The sequence below is a fragment of the Maribacter sp. C-4077 genome (assembly GCF_055378385.1).
Genome location: NZ_AP038807.1, coordinates 3,615,887 through 3,629,765, shown reverse-complemented (window position 1 = coordinate 3,629,765; position 13,879 = coordinate 3,615,887). Strand labels below are relative to the sequence as shown.

The following is a 13,879-nucleotide window of genomic DNA, read 5'->3' as shown; positions in this document are numbered from 1 at the left end:
TGAAACATGCAAAAAAATGGACAGTTATTTGAGGTATCACAATTTGTGATACCTCAGAACAGTATAAGAAAATGACACAGATATTACCTGAAAACATCGCCGAAACCATACAATATTTTAGAGGCCATAAAGTTATTCTGGATTTTCATCTTGCAAAGCTTTACGAGGTGGAAAATAGGTCTCTGAAGCAACAGGTCAAACGAAATCTTGACCGATTTCCGAAAGATTTCATGTTCGAACTTGAGCCAAGCGAGATCGATGATTTGGTATCACGTAATGTGATACAAAATAAAAGGGTTTTAGGCGGAGCTGCTCCGATGGCCTTTACGGAACAAGGGGTCGCCATGATTTCAAGTGTGCTGCGAAGCCAAAAGGCATTGGATGTCAATATCGCAATTATGAGAACCTTCGTCCAATTAAGAAGATTACTCGAATCGAACAAGGAGTTGGAAAAACAAATAGTGTCCATGGAACGGAAATACGACCAACAATTCAAGGTGGTCTTCGATGCGATTAAAGACCTTATCGTGCAGGAGAGAAAACCCAGAAAGAGCATTGGTTATAAAGCGACCAATGTGTAAGGAACGGGTTATCCTAAAATTATAGTATAGTCAACATGGATTTAAAAAAGCTCATACAGTGTTTGGATGATTCAGAGGTCATCGAATTGCATGATCATCTGGTCGATGTTATTGAAATGTATCGGGACCGTGAACTTCTTAGGACGCAAAAGAAACCGATAAAGGAATGGTTGCAGTCCAAGCAAGGTGTTTCTTTAAGATTGCAAAATATCCTTTTGAAGAACACCCGATATACATCCAGAGTCCCTTTCGATTATTTGGAAGACATTACTTTGTATGATTTTAAAAGAGTCAGGGGAGTTGGTAAAACGCTCATGATGGAACTAAGCAATATACTCCGTAAGGATACAACCATTTCTAGAACTGGAAAAATTTGGGATGATCGTTCAGGTCGATTTCGAAACTAAAGTTCACAACCCAATTATCTAAAAAGACCTTTTTTATTTGTATAATCCGTAAGCTCGTCCCTAAAGCCGTTAAACATCTCTTCCTTGTATTTTCCGCTTAAAAGCGAACTGAACGAATAAACACTTTTGCGTAAAATAGCCGCCTGTTGGGTATTGATTTTTTGTTGGGACTCAGCGTGTATTTTTTCCCGCAACCCGTTCTTCTTATGATATTCCAGTGCTTCACGATGTAAATTCGGTCGTACACCCTCATAAACCATCATGTAGGCTGCCCTGCCGTAAACGCCTCTTTCGATGAGATATGAAACCCATAAATTTTTAAGATTCATTTGACCGTTTTCGTTTGATATGTTGACGGTCTCCATTTGAGCAGCCAAGACAGCATCCAAATCCGTGCTGGATTTTAGATATGCCTGGGTTTTCGTAGAAAGCGGAATATTGGTTTCATTTTTTGAATAAAGTGAGCGTAGGTAAACTTTCCCTACTTTTTTCTCAAAATAAAACCCTTTGGCATTGAACAACCTAATGTAATCGACGGGCGATTTTTCAAGAGGTAAGTTGAATTGTTCGGCCATTCTGAGATATGCCCTTAAACTGAGTGCTTCAAACTGTTTTTGGTATTCTGGGTTCATCGATTCATAAAGTTCGGGCAGCAATAAAGGAAGGAATAAAGAAGTTGCGTTCAAATCCGATGGCTTACTTGTTCCGGTTTCTGTGAGCGTTTCAAGAACTTTCACGTTTTGGTTGATACTACCCGTGGATATATAGGATGAGCCCACTTCCGGCATTTTGTAATCCTCAATAAGTAATTCAACGGAATGGGCTTTGGAATTACTAAAGAAAACTTTACCCCCGACATATTTGAGACCCAAACCCTGAAGTAGATTAAATGAGAGGCTTTTGGTAGCATCGAACACATTGGCTTCCAACACGTTTTTGAATAGTGAAACTCTGTCTTCCAAGGTTTTCATTTCCTTTCTTGATTCGGTTTTGTGGAGTTCCCTACGTGTACCCTCAAATTCGGTTTTCAGAACTTTCAATAGGTTTTTACCCTTATCCTGGCTCATATAATGGTTTAGGAAAGAATAGCGTTCAGAGCCTGCGATATGAGGCAACAAATCCCTCAGATTTTTAGTTATTACAAACTCGGATAACGACCTATCACTTTTGTTGGCTTGTAAATAGGCCTCGTAAAAAGCATTTTTTATGAGTTTTCGGGTTTCAAGTAAAAATTGCTTCCCGTTTTCGTCCAAACAGGTTGTACCGTTCACATCGTCCTCTAATTGTGGGTGATGGATAAAATCCATTTGGGAGCTGATCTCGGAGGCTAAGAAGACATAACCTGATTTGTCATAAATGATTAGCTCGTTCAATTGTCTATTCTTTCCGTACGATAATTCGCAGTCTATGTTTTGATATGATTTCAGGACATCCGGTAGATCTTCCTGACGAATGCTTTTAAAAAGTTTTAAGGTGGTCATCCATTGCTTTTCCAAGCGCTTTTTGTGCATCGCCAATAATTTCGATTTGGAATTCTTTTCAAAAATAGCCACAAGTTTTGGCCCGCTCAATTTCGGATGCGCGGTCGAGCCGTTTATAAATTGCGTCTTGTATTTTTTTTGGTTATCGATTCCGTAGGCCACCCCTACCCTTCCACTTTCATGGGTCATGGTATTTACGATGATGTGGTAGGGTCTGGCCAATTTTTTTAGTTCGGCAAAACTGCGCACCTTGTGCTTTTGAAGGAGGCCGTTCATTACATCCTGTATATAGAACCTTGTGCCATTTGAATCATCGGGCTTGAACTGGAATTCCGGAAATCGGTATATCGGAAGTTCCCTGTGCTGTTTTTGTCGGGTTTGGGGCGATGGCAAAAGACCATAGCGTTTTTCAAGGTACGCTTGCGTTGCCATACTTCTCCGGTAACTATTGAACATAGAGATCAGGGAGGCAGATTCGGTAACTACCGTTGAAACAAGGTGTATATGTTGATGTTTTGTATCCTCATGAAGGACTACACAAAAGGGTTGGTTTCCTAAGCCCATCTCTGCCATATAATCCTTTCCCAGTTGGTAAAAAGTGGCATCGTCTAGCCGCTCGCCATGGGGAAGGTTGATCGTAATATGTACATACCTGTTTTCGGTAGCATGGCGTTGGCCTTGAAAATGAAGTACGTTCGTGAAAAATTCAGGCGACAGCCCAAATTCCGAACAGGTGTTCGGATAGCCCAAAATGATGCTTCCTTCCTTACCGAATACATAGTTCAACACGCCATGTACAGTTTCACGAAACAATATCTTGGCTATCATTTATGCAGTTTTTCATTCAATAGCTCCATGATTCCCATCAACAATTCGTTCGCTCTTTCTACTTCGCTTTCCAATTTGGCTGACGGACTTCTAAGGTTTTTAGCCCGTGCCACTGTGGTCAATTGGTTTATGTTAATACCTATTTTGTTGATTTGATAGATCAGGTTGGCCGAGAAATCAGGTAGCTTTTTTTCTTCTACCGCCTCTTTGTCCAATATCAGGCGTCTTAGAAATGGTGCAGCAATACCGCGCTTTTCAAAATCCAGATCATAGGATGCCAAAATTTTCTTGACCATTCCAAGCTCCTTATCATTGAAGCGCAACATGATATCATGTTTCCTCTTGTATTTGCCTAACGGTTTTCTACCTGTTTTTTGTGCCATTTCGGAGCCGATTTTACTCGCTTTTGTGTTTTTTCACTTCGTAAGAAGTAGTAGTTTTAAGTTACTTAAAACATATCTTGCAAAATTCTACGAATTTTAATATAAGCTATTATTTTAGCTAAGTAATTGGTATTTCGACAAGTGTATCGATTCTTGGATAAAATACATCAATGCAAATTTTTAAGGAGTTGTTTGACATCTTCTAATTTTCTTTTCAAAGCGTAATCGGTCATTTAGTAGCACTTCCGCCGGCTGTTTCGGTATATATAAAATCCAAAAAAGTCTCAATCGGTAAATTGAGTGTAAAAAATAGTGATTGGCCAAAAAAGTGCATGGGACCTTTTCGTCCCATGGGCTTTTGCGCGGTTTCGAGGGTGCCAAGGGCGCCGATAGGCTTCCTTGGCTTCCGCAGGAACTTTGGGAGAGCATTGATCAATCGATTTTTACCGTTCCATGGCGATAGTATCTTTTGACGTTTATCCGAAGTAAGGTCTATTTTATCTCTTCAAACAAATAGGCTACCCGCACTTAAAAAGTAGTATGGAATAGTCACGGTTTCCGATCTCGTTTTCTTCCCTTTTAGATAGAAAAGAATTTCCGTAACACCATATCGATTCAGTCCCTGTACCCATTTAAACCCTTATGGTCTTATATGGTCTTGTGTTGGAAAATAATTCATAAATGCTTGTATATTAACATTTTATATCTCTATATTCATCATTAATTATATAACTATTTAGGTGTATAAATCATTGATTAGTGCATTGATCAATACGTCATTTAAATAATTATCGAACGAACTAAATAATGAATTATGGAAACAAAGATTATTAGTGTCGTCGGCGAAAAAGGAGGTATCGGAAAAACGACCTTGAACATCATTTTGGCCTCCGACCTTTTTTATGCCAAGGGCAAAAAAGTGGTACTATTGGATTTGGACAATCCTCAATATTCCATTTACAATAAAAGACAGCGCGAATTGGAATCGTTGGATGAAGAAGAAAGGCAATCCATAGAACTTTATCCGATAGAACCTGTGACGGTTGCTACCCTACAGGATACCATTGTCAAGCACTACGGGAGGGTGGATTATATTATACTTGATCTTCCCGGAAGCCTGAACGTGGAAATGGTCAAAGGTCTTTTATATGTGGAGCATGTCTTTGTACCATTCGATCATGACGAACTGGAAATCGATAGCACTTCCCATTTTTATTTTACCCTGAAAAACAATTTCCTGGACAATGAGGAACGGATGTTAAAGAGTATCCACCTGTTCTTCAACAAATACAAGTTGGTCAAGAAAAACAAATTTGCGGTGCTGCGCCAACAATTCCTTGAAGCGGACATACCGATGATGGAAAGTGTGGTCAAGGACAAAACCATTTACAAGGAACGGTACCGAAATACCCTCTACCCCATTCCCCAACATAAGGAGCTGGGGGAGAAGGATATCAAACATTTTTTTAAGGAAGTTGCCCAATTAACGCGTTAAAAGTGGAATCATGAAAAAACAACGGAAAATGGATACGCTAGGACTTATTCAAAAAATGGCGGAGAAAAACAAGAAAACCGTGGATGTTCTGGAAGAGTTGAAAAACGAACGGGTGCCTAGCAAGTCCACGATGGAGAACAAACAACATTTTGAGCGAAAATCCGTTAAGAAAAAGGACGAAACTACGGCTATTGGTAATTCGAAACCCCAAAAATGTGAAAATGCACCGGAAGGCAATGGATATGCTGTACAAAAGTTCGAACAGTTCCTAAAAGCGGAAAGTTTCAGGGACAGAAAGGAATCGTTCGTGCTCTCACTTAGTAGGGAGTGTATGGCCAAATATGAGAAATTGGCACAGGGAGCATCCTATAAATTAGAGATCAAAACCCATCGCAATGATTTGATGCGAAAGGTTTTGGAAGATTTTATACAGCAAAAGTTCAGGAAACTGCTAAACCTTATCGAACAGGAATAATAAAGAAAAATGAGTAGCTATTGGTACATATTGATTGGTTTGGCCCTTATCTATTATGGCTACGTTTCGTGGGTGTTGCTAAAAAAGAAAAGAACTTCAAAGAAAAAAGATTCTGAAAAATTTGCTTATTTGCATATAAATAATAAATTTGTAAATAAATCAAATAATGAACAGACCGATTTAGGAGCTGTACTCGACCAGATAGACGAAGTGGAAGACACTTCAAAGCTTCTGGAAGCTTTTAAAGAGGGTTCATTGGATGATGATTCAAATTCCTTAACTCGCAAAAAGCATGAAAAACTCAAAGTTATCCGCAACAAGGATACGGCGGAAGATGACCCGCCGGATTCCGAAACCTGAACTATTTCTCCTAGTTCTGATTTTAATCAGCATTCCTCTTTGCTCCTACGGGCAATTCGAACAACTCTTACAGGAGGCACAGGATTTTAAGAACGATTCCAAGACCTTATCCCGTGAAATCGTTGACATCATCAAGATCATTGCCGGTGTCGCCATTGCCATAACAGGGCTTGCCTATCTCTATATACGCGACCAGCAGACCGACCTTGCCAATAAGTTGGGCAAGGCCGTCATCGGTATCGCCATCTTTTTTGCCCTGATCGCCATCGGCGAGGAAATTGCCAACATCTAAATTTCCCGCCGTATGGAGAATCAATATATCCCTATCCAAAAGGGGCTGCAAAAGGATGTCCTATATAAAGGACTCAAGGCCAAATACATTAGGTATTGTCTGTATTTGGTACTGACAGCCATCATGCTCGGTCTGGTAATTTCCACCTTTATTCCGATAATCTGGGCCTTGCTATTGATGGCCATCGTCATCGCAATCGTCTTCCTTGTACTGTTGTTCTATTCCCGAACCTATGGCGCTAACGGCTTTGTCAAAAAACTGGCGGATTCCCAAAAGCCCGATACAATCAAAGTTTCCAATCCGTTTGAAAATCTGTTGCTATGGAAAAACAGGTAGCACTTTGGGATGCGTTCCCCATCTACGGTTATGAAAGGCAATCCTTGATCGCGAAAGAAAAGGGGTGTGTGACTATCCCTTTGCAATTGGAACTTCCCGAAGTATTCACATTGGATGCCTCGGAATATGGACTCCTTCAAGAACTGTTCTTTAATATTATCGCCGTCCTGGGGCCGAACCGGCTGCTCCACAGGCAGGATTTTTTCCTTCAGGAAAATTATCGTCCGATCAAGGAACGTTTGCAAGGCGATTTTTTGGAACGGGCCAACGAGCACCATTTTGAAGACCGTCCTTATCTGAAAGGGACCCATTACCTGTATATCAGTATCGTGCCCAAAAATTATATCAAGTACAGTTCTAAACGGGCGAACGGTTTCTTGGACAAGAACAGGGATTTCTACCTAAACCATACGGTCCCCAAAGAATTCATTGATACTAATGTATTGGCGGATTTCGAGAACCAGGTAACGAGCGTCAACAACTTGATCAATTCGACCGGACTTATCAAATCCAACATATTGGAATACGACGAACTGTTTTCAGAAAACGGACTGTACGCCAAATATTTCGGACTGTCCGAAAAAAACCAAAATTTGAGGGATATTGACTTTTGTGGTAATAGCGTCAACATTGGAAACAAACAGGGCCAATTTTTCACGCTCGAAAACCTAGACCAGTTTACCAAGGACCATATCGGCACCCACGAACTGTACGGCAAATTCACGACCCGGCACAATCGCTTCCCCATCGGTAACCTTTTCTCTTTGGGCTTTAAGGTACCCCATGAACATATCATCAACCAATACATCTATATCCCGAATCAAGAAAAAGCCTTGGCCAGCCTTCGACGAAAAGCCAAGAGCTTTCAACGGTTCAGTTCGGGAAAGAAGGATGATAGTAACACCATTTTTGCCGATCAAATCTATGAGTACACCAAAGAGGTTCTTGAAAACCACAAGGAAACGGTCTTTTATCATTTGAACGTATTTGGTTTTGATGAAGGAAAAGACCATCAAAGACAGATGGAAAATTCCGTTGGCTCGGCCTTCAAAAAATTGAGAATAAACGCAAAACAGAATACCATAGATCGAAAGAACTTATTTTTTGCAGGGGTTCCGGGAAACGGCATAGGAATCTCCTCGGATATGTACATGCCCATGCCAAGTGACATGGCCTCCTCCCTACTCTATTTTGAGGGTGGCTACAAGGATGCTACGAATTCGGTCTATGGAATGCGATTGGTCGATCGGATTTCAGGGCGGCCCTTGTCGGTAAGTGTTTACCGGGAACCCGAAAAAAAGGATTGGATATTCAACCGTGGTATGCTTGTCGCCTCCGGATCGGGAGGTGGTAAGTCATACTATGTCAATCACTATATTGCTTCCGAACTACGGCAGGGCGGCGAGGCCGTTATCATGGAGGATGGCAACTCCTACGACAAACTGACCAAGGTATTCGGTGGGGTCGTTCTACAACATGACGATGCTCGCCCGTTTACCTTCAACCCCTTTTTACTGGACAAACATGATTTTATCCGATCGACCACCGAGAAACAGACCTTGGCGGAAAGTAAGTTGCTACATCTGGTATCCCTGCTAAAATTGATTACAGGGAGTACGGACAATGGCAATGATCTTGAGGTTACGAATACCGTTCTTGAACTTTTGGTTTCAGGCTACTATAGTGCCATGTGGGAGAACGATGATTCAAATTTTAAGTTCGATACCTTTTTCGAATTCTGTAAGAAGCAGGTCGTGGCTTTGATAAAAGCCAAGAAAATTCCGAAGGAAAAGTTCGATCCCAATGTTTTTCTCTTCCTATTGGAAAAATACCGTTCCGATGGCCCCAGAGGGAATTTGTTGAACAAAGAGGATAATAGAATCACAGGGCTTAGCGACCAAAAGGTGGTGTACTTCAAGTTGGGTAAACTTATAGACAACGAGCTGTTATTTCCCATTATCGCGCTGATGGTCATGGAAATTTTCAATAAGAAAATGCACGACCCCTCGAAACTGTCCATAAATAAAATCTTAGCGGTAGACGAGGCATGGAAGGCATTGGTCAGACCGGAACTGGTACATTATTTCAACAGCCAATCGAGAATGGCGCGAAAACTTGGTGGCCAACCCATTTTTATTTCACAGAAGGTGGATGACTTTACCTCCTCGGAGATTATCAAAAACGCCATTGTGGTCAATTCCCACATTAAGGTCTTTTTGGATATGCGGGATTTCGCTCAGTCTTTTGACCGAATCCAGTCCGTCATGGGTCTTGGAGAAAAACAGAAGCAACTCATCCTATCCATCAATAAAGACCTTCCGGAAGGCCGGAAGTTCCGTGAGGTAGCCTTTTGTTGGATGGACAGGGTAAAAGTATATGGCGTGGAAACCTCGGTGGAAGAAAAATGTATCTACGAGACCAATCCTACGGAAAGCTCAAGGATTAAAAAACTATACACTAACAATCATAATAATTGGGAGCTTACCGCAAAGGCCTACGCCTACGAAAATTCCTTTAAAACCTAGAAAACATGAAAAGAACACTATTGTACCTATCCGTACTTTTTCCGATGGCGATGATTGGCCAGATTCCGGTAACCGATGCTGCCACCAATGCCAGCGTTGGTATGGTCAACAGCCAATTGATGAACATAAACATCCAATTAAAGGCTGTCAACAAGAACTTGGGGCGACTCATCAATCTGATGGAAAAGAACAACAACGAGACCTCAAAATCGAGAAAAATTCTGAAGGAAGAACTCGATGCCAAGAAGTCCTCGCCCGATTATGTAATGAAATCAACGGATGTCAACATGACCATGGATTTGAAGGACAAGATTCTTGAAGCCTACAGCACCTCCAAAAACAGCATCCAAAAATGGAAATATTTAGAGCAGGATGAAATTCAGGAATTTGCAGGCTATACGGCCAATGCGATTCTAGAGGCCAAAAATCTGTTCAAACAATGTAATGGGATTATCAAAACCAAATCCATCATCCTTCCCGAAGAGCGCCTAAAAAAAGTCAGCGGCATCAACTCGAAACTCGAACAGCTATTGGACGGCTTGATCGCCTACAATAACAAACTCTCGCAAGTCAATGCGTTTCGTGAAGCGCGGTTGTCCTTGATCAATATGAACAAAGAATAAGAACAGGAATATGCAGGTCACGGAAAAAGGAATACGCGAAACGGTCAACGATATGTTCGACCAGTACATTGCCGATGCGTTCGAGGCGACCGATACGATTGTCGATATTGGGCAGCAGTTCGCCTTTATCGGCATCGCATTGCTCGCGCTAAGGGTCTTTGTGAACCCCCAAACAAGGGCAGTTTTTTTGGAATACCTGAAATGGGTTCCCTTGGCCGTTTTATTGCTCAATTACAAAGTAGTTACAATGACCATCCTTGATTTTTATCAGGGTATCGGCAACTCCTTTAAGAGCAATGATATTTCTTGGGACATATTGCAAATGAAGGTCTTGGTCGCACAAGTGAAGTCCTCTTCCGATTATGCCTGGTCTTGGGTACTTTTAAGTGCAGATCCTGAAGCATTTCAGGCGTTTGTTCTCAGTTCCATAACCTCCGTGGTCGTCATGGTCGCGTCGGTCATATCGGCGGTCGTATTCATTGGTATCAAGGCGATGTCAGTCATTTACCTCTTCGTTCTTATCATTTTCGGCCCTTTGAATATCGGGCTTTCGTTCATTCCCGTGTTCGGGGGAATGTGGAAGGCGTGGCTACAAAAGTTCATGAGCGTTTGTTTATGGATCCCCATGCTGTACCTCATTGACAATTTCATGTTGAACATTCTCGACAAGCTGATCGGTTCCATACTTCAGGGCGGAGAAGCGGATTTGGGGTTGGTACTCACGAGCGGGCTTTTGATTTTCATGAACGTTTTTATGTATTTCAAGGCACCGGTACTCTCCAATTTCATTGTTCAGGGAATGAACGTAAGTGCAGGTCACTTAAAGGAGCGTACAAAACACTATACCAAAAAAGCAGCACAAACTACGGTCGATGCCAAGACGGGAGGGGCTACAAAGGGAGTAAGAACATTGATACAGTAAACACCTTAACGATAAATATGGATTTTTAACGATGGCGCATAAACAGATGAACGATACTTATCACATTTTCAACGATTTAAACAAGATTCGTGCTAATAGCAACAGGGTTCTTTATATATCTTTAGCTCTTACGGTAGGTTGCACTTTGTTCAATATTTACTTTGGATATAAAACGAACGAAAGCGCAAAAAACCGTTTTTATTTGCTTGACAACGGACAAAAATTGGCCGCTGTGCGCATAAACGACCCCAAACGTGCGCTCGATATTTTGTGCGAAGGACATGTAAAAAACTTCCACGAACTGTTCTTTTCGTTAGAACCCGACCTACGATTTATTAAAAGGAATATAGAGGGCAAGGCACTCTATATGATAGACCATTCCGGTAAGCGGCTGTACAACCGCCTGTTGGATCAAAACTATTATGAGGATGTCGCCAAAAGCGACTATTCCATTGAAGTGGAGCAAGATTCGCTATATATCGACTACTCCGCTTACCCCTTTGCCTTTCGGTTTATGGGAAAACAAAAAATACGCAAGAATGAAAAGACGGAATATCGAAATCTAGTGACCAGCGGTTTTCTCTTGGAGACCAAATCAACACCTAATAATTTGAACGGGTTAAAGATTATCCGGTTCCATGTTCTAGAAAACAATGATTTACAATGAAACTTGACCGCGAAACATTCAATACATGGGTAAGACAGCACAAATTATTTGCGTTGTCGGCTCCGATTGTCGTGCTCCTGACGATATACTTTCTCGTGAACAGTCTAGGTTCTTTCGGAGAAGAAAACAGGCCATTGGCGGAGGACGACGGTTATAACAACAAGCTTCCCGGTCAAGAGAATGAACTTAAAGTCCAACGACCCAATGAGCTTTACAAAAAATCGCAAGAGGATTCTTTGGAACGATTACGCAATAATGGCACGTTGAAAAACATCGTGGAGACCAAACGGACAAATGATTCTTTGGAACTGGTTCTGGAAGAACTGAACGCTTTTTCATTCGATGATAAACCATCGATGGAATCCGCAGAAATTATGCCTGCTTCAACACAAAAATCGACTGCCGATCCTAAAACTGAATTTAAGGAAAAGTTGGAGTATCGAAAACTGATGATGGAAGCACGTGACGAACGCCTTTCCCGAAGTCAGGATTATTCCGCACCCTACGTAGCGTCCTCAAATAAACCTTCCGCCAATTCAATTTCCCTTGATGCAGCCATCTATCGCGACCAGTTCATTCTTCCTGGTAATCGCGTAAAATTGATTTTAAAGGAGGATACTTATTACAACGGTAAGCGATTTCCAAAGAACACTTTTGTTTATGCCACCTCAAACATACAAGGTTCACGGATAATATTGGAAGTAACCAATATCGACAATGTAAAGATGTCATTGACAGCTATGGATAAAGAAGATGGAATGGTAGGACTTCACAATGAGCGGGCAGGAGCACTATTGCAGGAATTTAGGGCGAATATTGAACGGGAAGGTGTAAACGAACTATCCGAAGCGGCGGGGGAATCGGTAGAATCGCCCTTGGCCCGTAATCTAGTAAGGTCTTTTGGCAATTTTTTCCAAAAGAAAAAATACAAAGAACGAGATAAGATTTTACTGGTCAACGGGGATCGTGTAATTCTAGTACCAAAAGCATAAAAAATGGCAAAACAGTTTTTTTTCATATTGGCTTTAATGATGATGTGCAAGGGTACGGCACAATACTGTACCGATACTTTGGAAGTTTCCAAAAAGTACAAGACCATTTTAATATTTCCCGAGAATATTTCGGAAAGTATTATCGGTAACGACTTTGGTTTTATAGCGGATTTGCCAAAGGCCGCTGGAAGTAAATTCCATGGGCGAATCTTAAAGTTATACTATGATGAGCTGGCACCTGAAAAAGAAAACTTCACAAACCATACGGTAATTACCGAATCAGGTAACGTTTATGACTTTATTTTGAAACTAAAGGAAAAACCAAAGAAGTTTACGTGGTACATCAAGCCCGAAAAGGCGATCACCAATATCAATGGTAATTCCAAGTCAATTAGTTTGGACGTTGCGGATTCAGGTTCAGAAACAAAAATAAAACGGATAGAAATTCCAGAAGAACAACTCACTATATCAACCAAAGATTCGGCAACAAATTCCATTGACAGGGCTACAAAAGAACTCTACGAAAAAGACCCCATGGAATATTACCGTCTGCGATGCTATTATATGCAGTTCGATAAGGCAAAGATCAGTCGTTATTTCTCAAGGCTGGACAATGTTTTCCTTTGGCTAAAGGGAGTGTATTACAATGAGGACGAACTCTATTTTCAGTACCGTATCGAGAACAAAGAGGGGCTTGACTTGGACATCAACTTCATTAAGCATCAACTGGCCACTAATTATAAAAATAGCAGTAGCAACCAAAAAATGCCTTTGGAACCGGTATTCGTTTACAAACGACCAAAAACGGTTTCGGGTAAAAGTGAAAACCACTTTGTAATCGTCTTTAAAAAGTTTGCTTTGGATGAAAAGAAAGAGGTGGTCGTTGAATTGGATGAAGAATCCGGAAATCGAAATCTTTCATTGAAGATAGGCCATGAAATTATCAACAACCCTATACACTTTTAAAATGAAAACCAATACGATAATTCTAGCACTTTTTATTTCAACTTTGGCCTACTCCCAAAGTGGCAACTATGCATCTTCCGTAGGGCTAAGTGGGGGTTACGCCGAAGATGGTTTCGGGATTATGGGGACGTATAATTACCATTTGAACCGAAACCGATATGCTCAATTAAGTGTATTTGCAGCCATTGCGGAGGATAAAGGAAGTTTCGATATTCCCTACAACATATTTACAGTACAGCCAGGGTATTTCATTAAAGTTTGGGAGCAGAAGAACTTTAAAAAATATGCCATCAATGTTGGCGGCGGCGGTATTTTCGGCTATGAGGTCATCAATAACGGAAATAGTCTTTTGTCCAATGGTGCCATTCTGGATGCCAAAAGTCAATTTATATATGGGGTTTTCGTCGGAATTGAAGGAGAAATAACCCTCAACAACGACTTTTCCCTCTTGCTAAAAGCCAATGAATATTTCCATATAAATAGCGATGTAGGCCAATTCTATCCTTATGCTGGATTGGGCCTACGGTATTTCCTCTTCTAAAAATA

17 protein-coding genes are annotated in these 13,879 nt (G+C 41.1%); 15 read left to right on the top strand and 2 right to left on the bottom strand.

Features of this window, described 5'->3' with window-relative positions:
* The first annotated feature begins 71 nt into the window (after window positions 1-71).
* A complete protein-coding gene (locus ACZ41C_RS15680) occupies window positions 72-581 on the top strand; it encodes an ORF6N domain-containing protein (RefSeq protein WP_464562765.1) in 510 nt (169 codons plus the stop codon).
* A gap of 35 nt (window positions 582-616) precedes the next feature.
* Entirely contained in the window at window positions 617-988 is a 372-nt protein-coding gene (locus ACZ41C_RS15675) for a hypothetical protein (protein WP_464562763.1), read from the top strand.
* Between the two features lie 14 nt (window positions 989-1,002).
* On the opposite strand, the gene ACZ41C_RS15670 is transcribed toward ACZ41C_RS15675, so the two are convergent.
* Together ACZ41C_RS15670 and ACZ41C_RS15665 are read right to left on the bottom strand one after the other, a co-directional pair.
* Complete coding sequence (locus ACZ41C_RS15670) at window positions 1,003-3,297, bottom strand: relaxase/mobilization nuclease domain-containing protein (protein ID WP_464562761.1); 2,295 nt, start codon at window positions 3,295-3,297, stop codon at window positions 1,003-1,005.
* Window positions 3,294-3,680, bottom strand: a complete 387-nt coding sequence (locus ACZ41C_RS15665; RefSeq protein WP_464562759.1) for a hypothetical protein — start codon at window positions 3,678-3,680, stop codon at window positions 3,294-3,296. The genes ACZ41C_RS15670 and ACZ41C_RS15665 overlap by 4 nt, the downstream gene beginning before the upstream one ends.
* Before the next feature lie 316 nt (window positions 3,681-3,996).
* On the opposite strand from ACZ41C_RS15665, the gene ACZ41C_RS15660 reads away from it, so the two are divergent.
* The 13 genes from ACZ41C_RS15660 (at window position 3,997) to ACZ41C_RS15600 (ending at window position 13,874) form a co-directional block, all read left to right on the top strand.
* Window positions 3,997-4,143 (top strand): hypothetical protein, encoded by a 147-nt coding sequence (locus ACZ41C_RS15660; protein ID WP_464562757.1) that lies wholly within the window; start codon window positions 3,997-3,999, stop codon window positions 4,141-4,143.
* 351 nt (window positions 4,144-4,494) lie between these two features.
* A complete protein-coding gene (locus ACZ41C_RS15655; RefSeq protein WP_464562755.1) occupies window positions 4,495-5,175 on the top strand; it encodes a ParA family protein in 681 nt (226 codons plus the stop codon).
* A gap of 10 nt (window positions 5,176-5,185) precedes the next feature.
* Window positions 5,186-5,650: a hypothetical protein gene (locus ACZ41C_RS15650; RefSeq protein WP_464562753.1), complete on the top strand. Its 465-nt coding sequence runs from the start codon at window positions 5,186-5,188 to the stop codon at window positions 5,648-5,650.
* 9 nt (window positions 5,651-5,659) lie between these two features.
* Window positions 5,660-6,010, top strand: a complete 351-nt coding sequence (locus ACZ41C_RS15645) for a hypothetical protein (protein WP_464562751.1) — start codon at window positions 5,660-5,662, stop codon at window positions 6,008-6,010.
* A complete protein-coding gene (locus ACZ41C_RS15640; protein WP_464562749.1) occupies window positions 5,943-6,302 on the top strand; it encodes a hypothetical protein in 360 nt (119 codons plus the stop codon). The genes ACZ41C_RS15645 and ACZ41C_RS15640 overlap by 68 nt, the downstream gene beginning before the upstream one ends.
* A 12-nt stretch (window positions 6,303-6,314) precedes the next feature.
* Window positions 6,315-6,638 carry a DUF4133 domain-containing protein gene (locus ACZ41C_RS15635; RefSeq protein WP_464562747.1) on the top strand — a complete coding sequence of 108 codons (324 nt, stop codon included), beginning with the start codon at window positions 6,315-6,317 and terminating at the stop codon, window positions 6,636-6,638.
* Entirely contained in the window at window positions 6,623-9,163 is a 2,541-nt protein-coding gene (locus tag ACZ41C_RS15630) for a TraG family conjugative transposon ATPase (protein WP_464562745.1), read from the top strand. The genes ACZ41C_RS15635 and ACZ41C_RS15630 overlap by 16 nt, the downstream gene beginning before the upstream one ends.
* A 5-nt stretch (window positions 9,164-9,168) precedes the next feature.
* Window positions 9,169-9,786: a hypothetical protein gene (locus ACZ41C_RS15625; RefSeq protein ID WP_464562743.1), complete on the top strand. Its 618-nt coding sequence runs from the start codon at window positions 9,169-9,171 to the stop codon at window positions 9,784-9,786.
* 10 nt (window positions 9,787-9,796) lie between these two features.
* Window positions 9,797-10,708, top strand: a complete 912-nt coding sequence (locus ACZ41C_RS15620) for a hypothetical protein (RefSeq protein ID WP_464562741.1) — start codon at window positions 9,797-9,799, stop codon at window positions 10,706-10,708.
* A gap of 31 nt (window positions 10,709-10,739) precedes the next feature.
* The gene (locus ACZ41C_RS15615; protein WP_464562739.1) at window positions 10,740-11,375 is read left to right on the top strand and encodes a hypothetical protein; all 636 of its coding nucleotides are present in this window, start codon (window positions 10,740-10,742) and stop codon (window positions 11,373-11,375) included.
* Complete coding sequence (traM, locus tag ACZ41C_RS15610; RefSeq protein ID WP_464562737.1) at window positions 11,372-12,367, top strand: conjugative transposon protein TraM; 996 nt, start codon at window positions 11,372-11,374, stop codon at window positions 12,365-12,367. The genes ACZ41C_RS15615 and traM overlap by 4 nt, the downstream gene beginning before the upstream one ends.
* A gap of 3 nt (window positions 12,368-12,370) precedes the next feature.
* Complete coding sequence (locus ACZ41C_RS15605) at window positions 12,371-13,333, top strand: DUF4138 domain-containing protein (RefSeq protein ID WP_464562735.1); 963 nt, start codon at window positions 12,371-12,373, stop codon at window positions 13,331-13,333.
* A 1-nt stretch (window position 13,334) separates the two neighbouring features.
* Window positions 13,335-13,874, top strand: a complete 540-nt coding sequence (locus ACZ41C_RS15600) for a conjugal transfer protein TraO (RefSeq protein WP_464562733.1) — start codon at window positions 13,335-13,337, stop codon at window positions 13,872-13,874.
* The last annotated feature ends 5 nt before the right edge of the window (window positions 13,875-13,879 follow it).